15 protein-coding genes and 4 tRNA genes are annotated in these 16740 nt (G+C 62.0%); 10 read left to right on the forward strand and 9 right to left on the reverse strand.

The annotated features are described in order from the left end of the window. Positions 1–88: 88 nt before the first annotated feature. Complete coding sequence (gene gcvP, locus ACZ415_RS10665; protein ID WP_344702449.1) at positions 89–3037, reverse strand: aminomethyl-transferring glycine dehydrogenase; 2949 nt, start codon at positions 3035–3037, stop codon at positions 89–91. 86 nt (positions 3038–3123) lie between these two features. Continuing rightward, positions 3124–3510 carry a glycine cleavage system protein GcvH gene (gene gcvH, locus ACZ415_RS10670; protein WP_344702451.1) on the reverse strand — a complete coding sequence of 129 codons (387 nt, stop codon included), beginning with the start codon at positions 3508–3510 and terminating at the stop codon, positions 3124–3126. A gap of 372 nt (positions 3511–3882) precedes the next feature. Here gcvH and ACZ415_RS10675 point away from each other — a divergent pair, with 372 nt between their 5' ends. Together ACZ415_RS10675 and gcvT are read left to right on the forward strand one after the other, a co-directional pair. Then, a complete protein-coding gene (locus tag ACZ415_RS10675; protein WP_344702453.1) occupies positions 3883–5289 on the forward strand; it encodes an alanine/glycine:cation symporter family protein in 1407 nt (468 codons plus the stop codon). A gap of 183 nt (positions 5290–5472) precedes the next feature. Then, positions 5473–6585, forward strand: coding sequence for a glycine cleavage system aminomethyltransferase GcvT (gene gcvT, locus ACZ415_RS10680; RefSeq protein ID WP_464387727.1), 1113 nt, complete (start codon positions 5473–5475; stop codon positions 6583–6585). Positions 6586–6717: 132 nt separating this feature from the next. Here the strand turns inward: gcvT and ACZ415_RS10685 are convergent, their stop codons facing one another. Together ACZ415_RS10685 and ACZ415_RS10690 are read right to left on the reverse strand one after the other, a co-directional pair. Continuing rightward, positions 6718–7596, reverse strand: a complete 879-nt coding sequence (locus ACZ415_RS10685) for an acetyltransferase (RefSeq protein ID WP_344702457.1) — start codon at positions 7594–7596, stop codon at positions 6718–6720. A gap of 133 nt (positions 7597–7729) precedes the next feature. Further along, positions 7730–7993, reverse strand: a complete 264-nt coding sequence (locus ACZ415_RS10690) for a GrxA family glutaredoxin (protein ID WP_344702459.1) — start codon at positions 7991–7993, stop codon at positions 7730–7732. Between the two features lie 192 nt (positions 7994–8185). Here ACZ415_RS10690 and hybE point away from each other — a divergent pair, with 192 nt between their 5' ends. Beyond that, positions 8186–8641: a [NiFe]-hydrogenase assembly chaperone HybE gene (hybE, locus tag ACZ415_RS10695; protein ID WP_344702461.1), complete on the forward strand. Its 456-nt coding sequence runs from the start codon at positions 8186–8188 to the stop codon at positions 8639–8641. Positions 8642–8656: 15 nt separating this feature from the next. On the opposite strand, the gene ACZ415_RS10700 is transcribed toward hybE, so the two are convergent. The 3 genes from ACZ415_RS10700 to ACZ415_RS10710 are packed head-to-tail and all read right to left on the reverse strand — an operon-like array spanning position 8657 to position 10972. Then, on the reverse strand, positions 8657–9196 hold the full coding sequence (locus ACZ415_RS10700; RefSeq protein WP_344702463.1) for a response regulator transcription factor: 540 nt from the start codon (positions 9194–9196) through the stop codon (positions 8657–8659). A gap of 34 nt (positions 9197–9230) precedes the next feature. Further along, positions 9231–10502, reverse strand: a complete 1272-nt coding sequence (locus ACZ415_RS10705; RefSeq protein WP_344702465.1) for an ATP-binding protein — start codon at positions 10500–10502, stop codon at positions 9231–9233. 5 nt (positions 10503–10507) lie between these two features. After that, positions 10508–10972 carry a hypothetical protein gene (locus ACZ415_RS10710; protein WP_344702467.1) on the reverse strand — a complete coding sequence of 155 codons (465 nt, stop codon included), beginning with the start codon at positions 10970–10972 and terminating at the stop codon, positions 10508–10510. A gap of 186 nt (positions 10973–11158) precedes the next feature. Here ACZ415_RS10710 and pyrC point away from each other — a divergent pair, with 186 nt between their 5' ends. Continuing rightward, positions 11159–12199 (forward strand): dihydroorotase, encoded by a 1041-nt coding sequence (gene pyrC / locus ACZ415_RS10715; protein WP_344702469.1) that lies wholly within the window; start codon positions 11159–11161, stop codon positions 12197–12199. A gap of 3 nt (positions 12200–12202) precedes the next feature. Here pyrC and mtnN read toward each other — a convergent pair whose 3' ends face one another. Continuing rightward, positions 12203–12910, reverse strand: a complete 708-nt coding sequence (mtnN, locus tag ACZ415_RS10720) for a 5'-methylthioadenosine/S-adenosylhomocysteine nucleosidase (protein WP_344702470.1) — start codon at positions 12908–12910, stop codon at positions 12203–12205. Between the two features lie 46 nt (positions 12911–12956). Further along, the gene (folD, locus tag ACZ415_RS10725; RefSeq protein ID WP_344702471.1) at positions 12957–13823 is read right to left on the reverse strand and encodes a bifunctional methylenetetrahydrofolate dehydrogenase/methenyltetrahydrofolate cyclohydrolase FolD; all 867 of its coding nucleotides are present in this window, start codon (positions 13821–13823) and stop codon (positions 12957–12959) included. 304 nt (positions 13824–14127) lie between these two features. On the opposite strand from folD, the gene ACZ415_RS10730 reads away from it, so the two are divergent. The 6 genes from ACZ415_RS10730 (at position 14128) to ACZ415_RS10755 (ending at position 16639) form a co-directional block, all read left to right on the forward strand. Further along, positions 14128–14204 (forward strand) — tRNA-Pro (locus ACZ415_RS10730). Between the two features lie 69 nt (positions 14205–14273). Further along, positions 14274–14350, forward strand: a tRNA-Arg gene (locus ACZ415_RS10735). 69 nt (positions 14351–14419) lie between these two features. After that, positions 14420–14494 (forward strand) — tRNA-His (locus tag ACZ415_RS10740). A 74-nt stretch (positions 14495–14568) separates the two neighbouring features. Then, positions 14569–14643 (forward strand) — tRNA-His (locus ACZ415_RS10745). Positions 14644–15074: 431 nt separating this feature from the next. Then, complete coding sequence (locus ACZ415_RS10750) at positions 15075–16358, forward strand: NAD(P)/FAD-dependent oxidoreductase (RefSeq protein WP_344702472.1); 1284 nt, start codon at positions 15075–15077, stop codon at positions 16356–16358. A gap of 71 nt (positions 16359–16429) precedes the next feature. After that, a complete protein-coding gene (locus ACZ415_RS10755) occupies positions 16430–16639 on the forward strand; it encodes a putative motility protein (RefSeq protein ID WP_344702473.1) in 210 nt (69 codons plus the stop codon). Positions 16640–16740: the final 101 nt, after the last annotated feature.

Consider the following 16740-nt stretch of genomic DNA (forward strand, 5'->3'; position numbering starts at 1 on the left):
CCGTCGGCTGCGGCCGACGGGGCGTTTCGGTGCGCTACAAGCGCGATTAGTCGCGGTATATCAGTCGCGGTATATCAGTCGCGGTATATCAGTCGCGGTATTCGTCAATGCTGGGGCAAGAGCAGATCAGCTGGCGATCGCCCAGCACGTTGTCCACGCGGTTGACCGTAGGCCAGTATTTGGCCGCTTTTACCGCCTCGGTGGGGAAGGCGCCCAGCGCCCGGGAATAAGGATGAGCCCAGTCGGCATCGGCAAGATCCGCCATGGTGTGCGGGGCGTTGACCAGCGGATTGTTGTCCACAGGCCATTCACCGCGCTCTACGCGGGCGATTTCTTCGCGGATGGCGATCATCGCCTCGCAGAAGCGATCAAGCTCATAGCGCGATTCGGACTCGGTAGGCTCGATCATCAGCGTGCCGGGTACCGGAAACGACATGGTCGGCGCGTGAAAGCCGTAGTCCATCAGGCGCTTGGCGATGTCTTCCTCGCTGATGCCGGAAGCGCTTTTCAGCGGGCGCACATCAATGATGCATTCGTGGGCGACGGTGCCGTTCTCACCGCGATACAGAATCGGGAAGTGCTCTTCCAGCCGCTTGGCGACATAGTTGGCGTTGAGAATGGCAAGCTCGGTGGCTTCACGCAGTCCGCGCGCGCCCATCATTTTAATATAGGCCCAGGAGATCGGCAGAATCGAAGCGCTGCCGAACGCCGCGGCGGCCACAGCGGTGCTTGCCGGGTCCACGCCGTCGATGGGGGTGACGCTGTGGTTGGCAACGAAGGGTGCGAGATGCGCCTTGACGCCGATGGGCCCCATGCCCGGACCGCCGCCGCCGTGGGGAATGCAGAACGTCTTGTGCAGGTTCAGGTGCGAGACGTCGCCGCCGAAGTCGCCGGGGCGCGAAAGGCCCACCTGGGCGTTCATGTTGGCGCCGTCGACGTAGACCTGCCCCCCGTTGCGGTGCACAACGTCACATACTGCGCGGACGTGGGTTTCAAAGACGCCGTGGGTAGACGGATAGGTCAGCATGACCGCTGAGAGCCGGTCGCTGTGCTGTTCGGCCTTGGCGGTAAGATCGGCGAGATCAACGTTACCCTCGGCGTCGCACTCGGTGACCACCACCTGCATGCCGACCATGGCCGCCGAGGCGGGGTTGGTGCCGTGGGCGGAGCTGGGGATCAGGCAGACGTCACGATGCGCCTGGCCCTGCGCGGCCTGATAGCGGCGAATGGCCAGCAGGCCGGCGTATTCGCCCTGGGCGCCGGAATTGGGCTGCATGGAGACATGGTCGTAGCCGGTAATTTCCTCCAGAAATCCCGCCAGCTCGTCGATCATCTGCCGATAGCCGGTAACCTGGTCGCGCGGGGCGAAAGGATGCAGCTGGGCAAAGCCGGGCCAGGAGATGGGCAGCATTTCGCTGGTGGCGTTGAGCTTCATGGTGCACGAGCCCAGCGGGATCATCGCGTGGGTCAGCGAGAGATCCTTGTTTTCCAGCCGCTTCAAATAGCGCAGCATCTCGGTTTCACTGCGGTAGCGGCGAAAGGTCGGGTGGGTGAGAAAGTCACTTTCGCGCCGGCAGGCAGCGGGGATTGCAGCGTTGCCCGCGGCGTCTTCCGCGGCCATCGTTTCGTCCAGGGCGTTGACCGAGAGGCCGTGGTCGTCACCCAGGATGACGTCCCACAGCAGAGCAACGTCCCGGGCAGCGGTGGTTTCATCCAGGCTGATGCCGACGTCGCTTTTGCCGTTGTCAAAGCCGTAGCGCAGGTTAACGCCGGCCTGCGTGGCGCGGGCGTGAAGGCGGTCGGTGTCTACCCCGGTCAGGCGCAGGGTGTCGAAAAAGCTTGAGTGGGCCAGTGTGACGCCGGACTGCTCAAGCCCGCGGGCGAGAATGGCGGTCAGCCTGTGCACGCGCCGGGCGATCCTGGTGAGCCCCTCGGCGCCATGGTAAACGGCGTAGAAGCCGGCGATGTTGGCAAGCAAGGCCTGGGCGGTGCAGATGTTGGAGGTGGCCTTCTCCCGGCGGATGTGCTGTTCCCGGGTCTGCATGGCCATGCGCAGCGCGGTGCCGCCGCGGCTGTCCTTGGAAACGCCGATAATGCGCCCGGGAATGGAGCGCTTGAGCTTGTCGGTGGTGGCAAAAAACGCCGCGTGAGGGCCGCCAAAGCCCATGGGTACGCCAAAGCGCTGGGCGCTGCCGAATACGATATCGGCCCCCATGGCGCCGGGCTCTTTGAGCAGCACAAGGCTTAACAGGTCGGCGGCGACACAGGTCATGGTGCCGCGCTCGGCGGCGGCGGCCAGCAGCGGGGCAATATCGCGCACTTCGCCGCCGTTGCCCGGATACTGCAGCAGCGCGCCGAATGCGTCGTGCTCGGCGACGGTATCGGCGGGGGCAACGATCAGCGTAAAGCCGAAGTATTCGGCCCGGGTCTTGAGCACGTCAAGGGTCTGGGGAAAAACGTCATCGGCGACGAAAAAGGCGTCGGATTTGTTTTTCTTGTTGGCACGCTTGCAAAGCGCCATGGCCTCGGCTGCGGCGGTGGCTTCGTCCAGCAGGGAGGCGTTGGCAAGCGCCATGCCGGTCAGATCCATCACCGTTTGCTGGAAGTTCAGCAGGCCTTCCAGCCGGCCCTGGGAAATCTCCGGCTGGTAGGGCGTGTAGGCGGTGTACCAGCCCGGGTTTTCCAGCACGTTGCGCTGGATGACCGCGGGCATATGGGTGTCGTAGTAGCCCTGGCCGATAAAGCTTTTGGCAACGCGATTTTGCCCGGCCAGCCGAGCGAGCTCGTTGAGCGCTTCGACTTCGCTGTGCGGGGCTTGCAGATCAAGCTCGCGGCCCAGGCGAATATCGTCGGGCACTGTACGGTGGATGAGCGTGGCCATATCGGGCATGCCCAGCGCGTCGAGCATCGCGTTTGTATCTTGGGGGTCGGGCCCGTTATGGCGCTGTATAAAGGCGTCGTGATCGGCCAGTTCCGCCAGGCGCGGCGCCGCTTGGGAGTGCTGCGAATCAGGCCGCAGTGCAGAAAACTCGGACATGGGGAATTCCAGAGGGTCGTTCCAGACGAAAAAAAGCCGGACGGCAGGAAAGGCGTGCCCGCATCAGCAGGCACGCCGCGTGAAGGTTAGGCTTCGGCGTCGATGCTGGCCTGGTAAGCGTTGGCGTCCATCAGGCCTTCAATCGCGCCGTCGATGCGGATCTTCATGATCCAGCCGCCTTCATAAGGCGCTTCGTTGACGCTTTCCGGGGCGTCTTCCAAGTCGTCGTTGACCGCAATGACCTCGCCGCTGACCGGGGCGTACAGGTCGGAAGCGGCCTTGACCGATTCGATTACGCCGAACTCGTCGCCTTTGGCAAGCGTCTGGCCGACTTCCGGCAGCTCGACAAAGACAACGTCGCCCAGGGCTTGTTGCGCATGGTCGGAAATGCCGACGGTAACGGTGCCGTCGCCGTTATCCAGCACCCATTCATGGCTTTCGGCGTAGTGGAGAGTAGCGGGAACCTGGCTCATGTTTTTTCCTGTGGTTGCTCGTGAAGCGTCGTCACTGAACGCTGGCGATAATGGCGCTCATAGTACCGCGTTTGCCGGTGGAAACAAATTACCCGCCGGGTCTTTGCACCGGGCGCCAAGGCGGGCGCGAATAGGCGTTTTTGCTGCTCTTTTTGCGACGGCTGCCGGAAAATACTACGTAAGTCGAATGTTCTGCGTATTCAGTTTGTTAGACGTTGGAATCAGCGCGTGACAACGCGTGCTCAGACAACCAGAATAAACGCGCGCCGGTGGCGCTTGCCGCCCGTCTTTCAACGCCAATGCCCGCCTACAATTCCAATGCCGTCAGCGCGCCGCGAAGCGCCTGGGCTAAAGGGCACCAAGGAGAATAAAATGGAAACGTTGACCAGCCTGTTCCAGGCGATAAACGGGGTCGTATGGGGCCCTTTGATGCTTATTTTGCTGCTGGGGGTCGGGCTTTATCTGCAGGCCGGGCTGAAGGTCATGCCGATTCGCAAGCTGGGTACCGGCTTTAAACTGTTGTGGCAGGGCCGTGACGATAAAGCCACGCCCGGTGGACGGAAAAAAACCGACGACGACGGTGAGATTTCACCGTTTAACGCGCTGATGACGTCGCTTTCGGCCACCATCGGCACCGGCAACATCGCCGGGGTTGCCACGGCGATCGCGCTGGGTGGCCCCGGCGCGGTGTTCTGGATGTGGATTACGGCACTGGTGGGCATGGCCACCAAGTTTGCCGAGGCCGTGCTGGCCGTGCGCTTTCGTGAAACCGACAGCACCGGCTACCACGTCGGCGGGCCGATGTTTTATATCAAAAACGGTCTGGGCAGCAAGTGGCTGTGGCTGGGCGGCGCCTTCGCCTTCTTTGGCGCCGTGGCGGCGTTTGGCATCGGCAATACCGTGCAGTCCAACTCCGTGGCCGACGCCATGAACTCCACGTTCGGCATACCCGCCTGGCTGACTGGCCTGGTGATCATGGTGCTGTCCGGGGCGGTGATTCTCGGCGGTATCAAGCGGATCGCCAAGGTGGCGGGCAAGCTGGTGCCGATTATGGGCATTGCCTACATTATCGGCGGTATCGTGGTGCTGGTGATTAACGCCGATCAGCTGCTGGGAACCCTTGGCATGATTTTCTACTATGCCTTCAACCCGCACGCGGCGGTCGGCGGTTTTGCCGGCGCGGCGGTGATGATGGCGATTCGTTTCGGCGTGGCGCGCGGCGTGTTCTCCAACGAGGCGGGGCTGGGTAGCGCGCCCATCGCACACGCGGCGGCGAAAACCAAAAACCCCGTGCGCCAGGGCCTGATTGCGATGCTGGGCACCTTCATCGATACCGTTGTGGTGTGCACCATCACCGCACTGGTCATCCTGACCGCCACGGTATGGGAAACCGGTGAAGCCGGCGCCTCACTGACTGCTATGTCGTTTGATGCGGCACTGCCCGGCATGGGCAACGAAATCGTTTCCATCGTGCTGGCTGTGTTTGCCTTTACCACGATTCTGGGCTGGGCGTTCTACGGTGAGAAGTGCTGCCAGTTTCTGTTCGGTGCGCGCTCGATTCCGCTTTATCGGGTGGTGTTTGTGCTGGCGATTCCGCTGGGTGCAGTGGCCAACCTGGGCTTTATCTGGCTGATGGCGGATACCTTCAACGCCATGATGGCGATTCCGAACCTGATCGCGCTGGCGCTTTTGTCGCCGGTGGTGTTCAAGCTGGCAAAGGCCTACTTTAACGGCGAGGAGATTCGTCCGGGAGAAGAGCTGGATCACGACCGTTCATAGCGGCGCTTTATATCCGCCGTTTGTAGCAACCGTTTATAGCAACCGTTTATAGCAACCGTTTGTATCAATCATAGCGCACGGCGATGGTATGCTGTGCGTTCCCTGAAAGCCGGGAAGGCGCCCGAGGGTGGCTTCCCGGCTTTTTATGTATCAGCTGACAACGTGGCAGACGAGGAGCGTTGCATGACCCAACCAAAGCACACACCGCTTTATGACCTGCACTGCGAGCTGGGTGCCAAGATGGTGCCTTTTGCCGGCTATGAAATGCCGGTGCAGTACCCGCTGGGCGTAAAGAAGGAGCACGAGCACACCCGCGCCCGCTGCGGTTTGTTTGACGTCTCGCATATGGGCCAGATCAATATTGCCGGAGACAGCGTCGCCGAGGCGCTGGAAACGCTGATGCCGGCCAACCTGGTGGATCTCAAGCCCGGCGCCCAGCGCTACGCGATTTTTACCGGTACAAAAGGCGGTATTCTTGACGATCTGATGGTGGTCAATGCCCACGACCACTTTTATCTGGTGGTGAATGCGGCGTGCAAGGAGCAAGACCTTGCGCACCTGCGCGCGAACCTGGGCGAAACCCACCGGATTGAAAACCTTGATCGCGGCCTGCTGGCGCTGCAGGGGCCCGATGCCAGTGCCGTTATGGCGCGGCTGTGCCCGGCGGCCTGTGAGCTGGTGTTCATGCAGCACGCACGTTTTGATATCGACGGCGAAGACGTATGGATCAGCCGCTGCGGCTACACCGGCGAAGACGGCTTTGAGCTTTCCATGCGCGCAGAGGCCACCGAAGCGATGGCTCGGCGCCTGCTGGCGGAGCCGGAAGTTGAGGCCATTGGCCTGGGCGCGCGGGATTCATTGCGCCTGGAAGCCGGCCTGTGCCTCTACGGCCACGACATGACCGCGGAAACCACGCCGGTAGAGGCCGGACTGATCTGGGCGGTAAGCAAGCCGCGGCGCCACGACGGCGAGCGCCCGGGGGGCTTTCCGGGGGCGGATGTGATTTTGCATCAGGTGGAGGCCAAAGACCATGATCGCAAGCGCGTAGGGCTGATTGCCGAGGGCAAGGCGCCGGTGCGCGAAGGCACAGTGCTGGTCAACGAAGCGGACAAGGAAATTGGCGTTGTGACATCCGGCGGCTTTGGTCCCAGCGTGGGCAAGCCGGTGGCCATGGGCTACGTCAAACGCGACTTTGAAACGCCGGATACCCGGGTGTTTGCGCTGGTACGCGGCAAAAAGCGTGCCATGACCGTCAGCAAAATGCCGTTTGTTGCACCGGGCCATTATCGCGGGTGAAACCGCCGCGGGCGCCTACCGGCGACCTGCGATCAGCCACAATACCGCCCCGTTCGCCCTGCCGTGCGGGGCGGTGCTGTATGGGGCCGCGTGGCAGGCGACCCCGCGCCAGGCAAAAGGCCGGCGCATTGATCAGCCCCGGCGTTCGGCCTCGTCGAGCCAGTCGTCTTTTTCCTGCCAGAGCGCGTTGATCCATGCGTGGAAGCGCGCCTTTTGCTGCGGGTCATCGTGATAAGGCGCACGGGGCATCCATGCGGGAATTGCAAGCCGGCGGGCGCAAAGGGTAATCGGGCCTTCCTGGCCGCACAAAAAGCGCCAGAAGCTGGGGGCAGGGCTGGCGTAATAAAGAGTGACGTCGATGATGCCGTCCAGCCGGTCGCCCAGCAGACGGACGACCTGGGCCACACCGCCGGCCTTGGGCCGCAGCAGGTGGCGATAAGGGCTGTGGCTTGCGTCGCGTTTGGCCGGGGTAAAGCGCGTGCCTTCAACAAAGTTGAACAGGGTAATGGGGTGGTGACGCGCGCGCCGGCACATGCGTTCGGTAGCGCGGCGATCGATGTCGGCCAGTCGCGGATTATGTGCCATCTGCTTACGGCTGTAGCGGCGCATGAAGGGAAATTCCAGCGCCCAGAACGCCAGGCCGACGACGGGGATCCAAAAAAGCGAGGCCTTGAGAAAAAAGCGCGGCATGGGTACGCGACGGTGAAATACCGTCAGCAGCATGAAAATATCCGTCCAGCTGCGGTGGTTGGCGATGATCAGCCACCACTGATCGGGCGTGAGCCCCGCGGGTAGACGGGCGTCAAGCGTCGGCTTGAGCCAGTGGCGCATCCACCAGAGATTAAAGCCGATCCAGTTCAGCGCAACGGCGTTGAGCGCTTTGAGCACCGCCGGCTGCCACGGGCGAGGCGTTGCCAGCTTGATCAGCGTCAGCGCGACAAGCGGCAGCGTCCAGAACAGCGTATTGCCGGCCAGCAGCAGCGCGCTGACCAGTCCGGTAAGTATCGGCATTTCCGGTGATCCTATTGGCGTAAAAATGCGCGGTACGGCACATGGATGCTGGGTGTGCTGTGTGGTGCACGCGATGATCAGGCCAATATAACAGCAGAAACGAGAAAGGGGCGAGGCGCCGGCGGGCAGCGATTCAGGCGCTCAGCGTGGGGTGATGGCGCACAAACGCCTGAAACTCGTCAAAACCGCCGACGTGTTCCTGGTCGATAAAGATTTGCGGCACCGTATGCACGGGTTTTCCGGCGGTCTTGGCAAGGTCTTCTTTGGTGATGCCTTCGCCGGGCATGTCGACATAGCGCACGCCGTGGATGCGGCCGTTTTCTTCCAGCCGTTCGGCGAGTATTTTGGCCTGTACGCAGAAAGGGCAGGACATGCGTCCGTAAATGACCACGAACATGAGGCAGAACTCCTGTGACACGTTGTTGATACCGCTGGCCGGGCCGTCGCGTGGCCCGCATTGCGGGGCAGGCGCGCTATTATCGCCGGTTGAGGCCTGCCTGACCAATAGGCCTTTGCTACGCGGCTTATCAAGTCGCGTTATGATAAACGATGTCTTGCCTACTTTTTTTATCCGCCAGGGAGAAAGCCCATGCATATAGCAGCACCGAGCGGTGCGGAATACGCCATGCTCGCCGACATGGCGCGAGCGTATCGCGATGCGCATCTGGTAACGCTTAAAACCGTCGAGCATTACAATCCCCGGCTGGGTGTGGACGCACTGTGTTTTCAGCGCCTTTCCGAGCCGGACGGTGAGACGCTGCTGGCAGGGGCTTTGATTACGCCCTGTGCGCTATGGCTGGTCGCGCTTTCCCTGGATGAAAGCGCCGAAGCCGACGGCGCCGCGGATGAACGACTGCTGGCCTTGCCGTCCGGTAGCTATCGTCTGTATCGCCACGCTTTCGGCGAGCGGGTGTGGTATCAGCGGCGTATTCTGGATGACCTGCGCGAACTTGACAGCATGCAGCAGGCCGCGCAGCTGGCCCAGCAGCTGACAGCGCGGCTGTTTACGGCGCCTGAAAACCCTGATCAGGCGTCTGCTTTATAACGACGGCGGCTGCGTCTAGCGGCGAACCGGGCGCTTTTGCAGCTTGCGCTGCAGCGTGCGCCGGTGCATGCCCAGCGCCCGGGCGGTGGCCGAGATGTTGCCGTCGTGCTCTTGCAGCACCTTTTGGATGTGCTCCCAGGTAATGCGGTTGACCGACGGGGGGTGCTCGGCAACCTCGGTGTCGGGATCGCCCTGCTGATGCTCAAAGGCGTGGAGTACGTCATCGGCATCGGCGGGCTTGCACAGGTAGTTAATCGCCCCGAGTTTGATCGCCTCCACCGCTGTGGCAATACTGGAGTAGCCGGTAAGGACCACAACGCGGCACTGGGGAAGCGTTGCCAGCAGGTCGGGGAGCAGCTTGAGCCCGGAGCTTTGCTCAAGCTTGAGATCCAGCGTGGCCATGGTGGGTTTGTGCGCAACGGCAAGCGCCAGCGCTTCATCGGCGTCGTGCGCTACGCGTACGTCGAAACCGCGCCGGCCCAGCGCCCGGCTGAGCACGTGGCAGAACATTTCATCGTCATCAATGATGAGCAGACGTTGTGCAGACGTTGGCATAAAGACCTCGACGGGTGATTGAGCGTAGGCGATATTAGCCCGCGGGTGGCGCCTCTAGCGGCAGCGTCACCTCGGTGAGCGTACCGCCGTCGGGGTGATTGTACAGACTGACGCCGCCGCCGAAGCGGTTAATGGTGGCGTGGGTCAAAAACAAACCGATGCCCATGCCCTTGCTTTTGGTCGACACAAAGGTCTCGCCCAGCTGATCGGCAATCGCCAGCTCTACGCCAGGGCCGTGATCGCGAATGTCGATCACTACGCTGTCATCCTGCCATTCCAGGCTAATGGTGACGGCTTCCGGATTGGCGTCGGCGGCGTTGTTCAGCAGGTTGGTCAGCGCCTGATCCAGGGTCGCATCCACGGCCAGCCAGGGGCGGCCGCGGCGTTCGGCTACGGTCAGCCGGTGGCTGACGTCCGGGCGCAGCACCAGCCAGCGCTGCACTACGCCCTCCAGCCATTCGGCCGCGTCGCGCACTTCGGGTTCCGCCATGCGGCGCCGATCGGCGCTTTCTACCAGATGCTGCAGGCGTGCTTTGCACAGGCCGACCTGCTGGCGCAGCAGGGTAATGTCGTCGTGTAGCGGGGTATCGGGGTCGACGTCGTTTTCCATTTCGTTGAGCAAAACCGCCATGGTGGAAAGCGGTGTGCCCAGCTCATGGGCGGTGCCGGCGGCCTGAGTGGCCACGGCGAGCACCTGTTCGTTGCGCAGGGCAGCCTCGCGGGTATGGGAAAGCGCGCGGTCCCGGCGGCGCAGGGCGTGGGCCATTTTGTAGATAAAAAACGTCACCAGCCCGGCAGACAGGCCGAAATTCAGCCACATGCCGAGAATATGCAGGCTTAGCGTGCTATCGCCGGTCATGTGCAGCTGGGGGATGGGATGATAGTAAAACAGCAAAAAGCTGTAGCCGCCCATGGCGCAGGCGGCAATGACCCAGGTGTGCCACCACGGCAGGGTGGCGGCGGCAATGGTAACCGGCACCAGATAGTAGGTAATAAAGGGATTGGTAGCCCCGCCGGTGAAATAAAACAGCAGGGTCAGCCCGGTGATGTCGGCCAGCAGGTGGAGCAAATACTCGGTGTGCTCCACGTCACGCGGACGGCCCAGCCGCCACCAGGTGGCAATATTGAGTGACCCCATGGCGATTACCACGCCGACTACGGCGGGCACGGTCATATCAAAACCGAGCAGTTCCACGCCGACAATAATGGCCAGCAAAAACCCGGTCCAGGTAATGCCGCGCACAATGGTCAGGCGTACCAGGTTGCGGTTGGGCGTGGATAGCGGCAATAGCAGCTCGGCGGGCATGGCAATCAACTCGTGCGGATATCGTCGTGGGCGGCGGCATCGCCTTTGCTGTGGGCTTTGCGCTTGGGCTTGAGGCTATGCGCCACGTATTTCAAAAAAAGGGTCAGCAAAAACGTCAGCCAGCCGGCGCTTGCGAGCACGTTGACCAGCAGCATCTTCGGTGGAAGCCAGGCCTCGCCGAGTACGGCGTCCAGCATCAGGTACAGCGCCATGGCCAGCAGCAGCGGCAGCGCCAGCAGATGCATCCACATATCCGTGCGCCGTTTACGCACGCGAAAGCGGCGCAGCAGAAAGCGCAAGGGGCGATGGACCCAGCTGAACAGCACCACCGTACCGGCCAGCAGCGCGGCGGCCAGAACCGGCTCGTTGCTGCCTTGATAGATAGAAAGCGAAATGGACCAGCCAAGGCCAAGCCACATCAGGCCTTCAAGGCCGGCGACGATGTCGGCGGCGCGGCGAACGTTACGCATGAATCAGGTTCCTGAAAAAGAGCCGAAGACGCAATAGGGCGGCCATGATACGCCACATTTTGGCCAAATGCCGATGCGCTGGACTCGCTTTTGCCACGGCGTTTCGGCAAAGTGCTGCCTGGAGCGAGGCTTTTGCCGTCTCGCTTTTGACCGAGCCCCCTTATCGCTGACAAAAGAGGACACCGCGTGGACGCCATTACCCTGACCCGCCCTGACGACTGGCACCTGCACCTGCGCGACGGCGCCGCCCTGGAAGCGACCGTGGGCCACAGCGCCGCGCAGATGGGCCGGGCGATCATCATGCCCAATCTCAAGCCGCCGGTGACCACCACCGAGCAGGCGCGGGCCTATCGTGAGCGGATTTTGGCGGCGCTGCCGGCGGATACGACGTTTGACCCGCTGATGACGCTGTACCTGACTGATACCACACCGCCGGAAGAAATCGAGCGGGCGCGGGCCAGCGGCATCGTCAAGGCGGTCAAACTCTACCCGGCCGGGGCGACCACCAACTCGTCTTCCGGCGTCACCGACCTTGCCCGCTGCGATGATACCGTGGCGGCGCTGGCGGCATCGGGCATGCCGATGCTGGTGCACGGCGAAGTCACCGACGGTGATGTGGATATTTTCGATCGTGAAGCCGAATTTCTCACGCGGGTACTCACGCCGCTGCTGGCGCGCCATCCTACGCTCAGAGTGGTCTGTGAGCATATCACCACCGCTCAGGCAGCAGATTTTGTGCTGGCGGCGGGCGAGAACGTGGCGGCGACCATGACGCCCCAGCATCTACTGCTCAACCGCAACGATATGCTGGTGGGCGGCATCCGCCCGCACTGCTACTGCCTGCCGATTCTCAAGCGCGAGCGCCACCGCCAGGCACTGTTGAAAGCGGCGACCTCGGGCAGCAAAAAGTTTTTTCTCGGCACCGACAGCGCGCCCCACGCTCAGGGCGACAAGGAATCTGCCTGCGGCTGCGCCGGGGTGTTCAGCGCGCCGGCGGCGGTAGAGCTTTACGCCACGGCGTTCGAACAGGCGGGCGCGCTGGACAAGCTCGAGGCCTTCACCAGTCATAACGGCGCCGACTTTTACGGCCTGGCGCGCAACGCCGAGCGGCTTACTCTGGAGCGGCGCGACTGGCAGCTGCCGCAAAGCTATGCCTATGCCGACGGCCAGCGCATCGTTCCCATGAAAGCCGGCGACACCCTGAGCTGGAAGCTGATCACCGGGTAGCGCTCAGGCGCCGGCCAGCTGGCGCAGCATCTCATCGACCATGCGTGAGGAGCGCTCGGCGGCCAGCGTAAGAAACTCGTCAAACGACAGGTGGTTATCGCCGTCGCCGGGCAGGTCGGACAGTGCTCGCACCACCACAAACGGGCAGCCGAACAGATAGCAGGCCTGGGCAATGGCGGCGGCTTCCATATCCACCGCAAGCATGGTGGGAAACGCCGTTTGCGTGGCGCTGACGCGCTCAGGGTCGGCCATGAAGCTGTCACCGGTGGCGATCATGCCTTCGCGCACGCGGATTTCGCCCAGCGCTTCCACGGCGTGGCGGGCGGTTCGGCGCAGGCCGGCGTCAGCGGCAAAGGCGGCGGGCATGTTCGGCACTTGGCCGAGTGCGTAGCCAAAGGCGGTGGCGTCGACGTCGTGGTGGCGCACTTCGTCGGAAACAATCACATCGCCAATACGCAGATCGCCGGCAAAGCCGCCGGCAGAGCCTGTGTTGATGATGGCGCGGGGGCGGTAGCGTTCAAGCAGGATGGCGGTGCCTACGGCTGCGTTTACCTTGCCGATGCCGGACTGCAGTATTACCACCTCAACGCCGTGATAGCGGCCGCTATGAAATACGCCGCCGGCGTGCTCCACGCGTTCGCGGGCTTCCAGCCGGTCGGCCAGAATGCTGACTTCCTGCGCCATGGCGCCAATGATGCCGATAGGCTGCAAAACAAGATCTCCTGGGATGGCTTGAAAAAACGGAAGCGGCGGTGGATCAAACCGTTCCGGAAGGGGCGTGATGCTCTGCGGCATCCAGGGTATTTTCCAAAAGCGTGGCCACGGTCATGGGGCCAACGCCGCCGGGCACCGGGGTGATATGGCCGGCAAGAGGGGAGGCGGTGGCAAAGTCGATATCGCCGGCCAGCTTGCCGTCTTCCTGGCGGTTGATGCCTACGTCAATGACGATAGCACCGGGCTTGGTCCATTCTCCCTTGACCAGTCCCGGCTTGCCCACCGCCACCACCAGTACGTCGGCGCGGCGAACGTGCGCTTCCAGGTTCTGGGTGAAGCGGTGGCATACCGTAGTGGTGCAGCCGGCCAGCATCAGCTCCAGCGCCATGGGGCGGCCGACGATGTTGGAGGCGCCAACGACGGTGGCATCCAGCCCGCGAACTGCCAGACCGCTTTTTTCCAGCAGCGTCATGATGCCTTTGGGCGTACACGGGCGCAGCGCGGGCAGACGCTGGGCCAAACGGCCAAGGTTGTATGGATGAAAGCCGTCGACATCCTTGTGCGGCAAAATGCGTTCAAGAATCGGCCGCGCGTTCAGGTGTTCCGGCAATGGCAGCTGGACCAGGATACCGTCGATTCGGGGATCGTCGTTGAGGCGGTCCACCAAATCTTCCAGTGCCTGCTGGCTGGTATCGCCGGGAAGCTCGTGTTGAAAAGAGACGATGCCGGCCTGTTCGCAGGCGCGATGTTTGCTGTTGACGTAAATCTGCGATGCGGGATCAGCGCCGACCAGTACCACCGCCAGCCCCGGGGCGCGGGCGCCGGCGTTAAACCGTGCCTGAATTTTGTCAGCCACCTGCTGGCGTACATCAGCGGCAATGGCTTTGCCGTCAATCAGTTGGGCGGTCATCAATGCAGTCCTTGTGGTGGGGGAAACGCGGTTGAAATCCAAAAAAGACGCGGCCCGGCCAGCGCGGGGCGCGCCGTGCGGTGTATGCGCCTGTGCTGTAAACGCTGGCTTGTGCCTTGATGGCGGGGATTTTCGCATGCCGGGACCGTAAGGCAAAGCCAAAGTCCTTTGCTGATCAAGGCCTTTTGCAACAGGAGTTGACTTCAAAAAATAAAACAGTATTATGTGCCTCGCTTGAGACAAGCCGTGCGGTAGCGCCCAAGCCTTGGGTTCAAACATTGAATCTTTGGCGTTTGCGCGAGTTCGGGATGTAGCGCAGCCTGGTAGCGCGCCTGCTTTGGGAGCAGGATGTCGGGGGTTCGAATCCCTCCATCCCGACCAGCTGTGTCGGTCGTGCGGCGGTTGAGGCTCGATAAAGCGCGGGCGATTCTGCTCCGGTGGATAAGCAACGCGCCCATAGCTCAACCGGATAGAGCAACGGCCTTCTAAGCCGTAGGTTGCAGGTTCAATTCCTGCTGGGCGCGCCATTTTATGCGCCATAGGCCAGACCGTAATGGCTCAGGCATGCCGTATCTTCAGGCATATGCTTTGCAGCGGTGGATGTAGCTCAGTGGTAGAGCCCCGGATTGTGGCTCCGGTGGTCGTGGGTTCGATCCCCATCATCCACCCCAGCAAAGCAGTACCAGGCAAGTTCATGCTTTTTGCAGCACTTGTCTTCAGCGTTTGACATCGCAAAGCGGCTATGGTGGATGTAGCTCAGTGGTAGAGCCCCGGATTGTGGCTCCGGTGGTCGTGGGTTCGATCCCCATCATCCACCCCATACCGTTCGCGTTTTACGCTGTTCCCCCTCTTTTTTGGCCACGCTTTTCCTGCGGTGCCTTCGATTCCTTCAGCGTTGTTTTATCCTTTCAGCGTTTGGCCCAGCATTTTGGCGGCCTCTTGTCGTACTTTCGCCTTCCGGCGTTTTTATACCGTTTTCGTATTTTTCACCCTGATACGCTTTATTGCTTTTATGCATCCCTATGGGTTTTGTTGTGCCTGAATCGCGCAAAGCCAGGATTTTATCTCGTATTTTTTCCTTTTGCAGAATATTGGCTTGTTTTTTCAGTTAAAAACAGGCGTTGAGTCTATATTAAAGCGCTGTATTTGCTGATATTTTGAGCATTCGCACACGTCGCGTTTTTGCGCGCAACTCGTCGCAACATAAGCGCCGGTGATACGGCGTATGGCATCGGCTCAAGGAGTAAGAAAATGGCCCGTCGAACCCTGGTACTGGGCGCAGGTATGGTGGGGGTGAGTATTGCCTGGCATCTGGCAAAGCGCGGTCGTGAGGTGGTGTTGATTGACCGCCGCGAGCCCGGCCGCGAAACGTCATTTGGCAATGCCGGCATCATTCAGCGTGAAGCCGTGCGCCCCTATGCTTTCCCGCGTGATATGAAAACCCTGCTTGGCGTGCTGCCTAACCAGCGGGTGGATATTCGCTACCGGCCCGCTGGCATGCTGCATGCGGCCACACCGCTATTGCGCTACTGGCACAACTCGGGGCCTTCGGGCTATCGGCGCATCGTACCGGAGTACGCTGCGTTGATCATGCGCTGCCTGACCACGCATGCGCCAATGATCAAAGCGGCAGGCGCCGAGGCGCTGATTCGCCACGACGGCTTTCTCGAACTGTTCCGCACGCAACAACGCCTGGACAAACGCCTGGCCGAGGCCGAAGACAATCGCCGGCGCTTCGACGTACGCTTTCAGGTGCTCGACCGCGAGGCGCTGACCGCCAAGGAGCCGGCGCTAAGCCACGACGTTATCGGCGCGATTCACTGGCTCGACCCTTGGACGGTTACCGATCCCGGCGCGCTGGTGGCCGCCTATGCCCGTGCCTTTGAGGCCGAAGGCGGCGAATGCAGGCAGGGTGACATCACCGAAGTGACGCAGACGCAGGGCGGCTGGCGCGTTACCACAACCGAGGAAACGCTGGAGGCCGACGACGTGGTCATGGCGCTTGGCCCCTGGGCCGGCCGCTGGCTGAAGCCGCTGGGGTATCATTTCCCCACCTTTGTTAAGCGTGGCTACCACATGCACTATGCGCACCGAGACCAAGATGCGCACCAGGATTCGACACGCGGCGCTGCAGCGGAAAAGCCTCGGTTGAACAGCTGGGTAATGGATGCCGAGGTGGGGTATCTGCTGGCGCCCATGGATGCCGGTGTGCGCTTGACCACCGGGGCGGAGCTGGACGATCTTGATGCGCCGGCGCACGTTAGCCAGCTGGCGGCGGCGGAGAAAGTTGCCCGAAGCCTGGTGCCGCTGGGGCCGCGCCGGGATGAAGAGGTGTGGAAGGGCGCACGGCCGTGCCTGCCCGACATGAAACCCGTTATTGGCCCGGCGCCTCGGCATCAGGGCCTGTGGCTGGCTTTCGGCCACGGCCATCAAGGCTTCACGCTGGGGCCGGCGACCGGTGAGCTGCTGGCCGGCATGATGGACGGCGAGCCGACCGCTATCGATATGTCGCCTTATCGCGCTGATCGTTTCTAAGCGGCTTTGCGGCCTGTGCCAAGCTTTGCTACGCTCGGTAACATCCCTTTCGTAATGCCAAGGAGTCTGCGATGGATGCTTCTGTCAGCAATATGGTCAGCCAATCGCTGTATCTGAACCAGGCGCAGACCGCGCAGCAGGCCCAGATGCATATTTTCAAAGAAGCGCTGGATAGCCAGCAGCAACAGGTCACCGCGCTGCTGGAATCGGCCTCTACCGGCGGCCAGATGGATCTTGCCGCTGAAGGCACCCTCGGCACCCAGGTCAACACCTACGCCTGATACGCGCAGACGCCAGATATCTGCGCAAAACGCCGGCCGAAACGCCGGCGTTTTTGTGTGTGAGCGTTCTATGGACGCCGGCCTTGCCTATGCCTGTGGCG

The sequence above is a fragment of the Halomonas cibimaris genome (genome assembly GCF_055379665.1).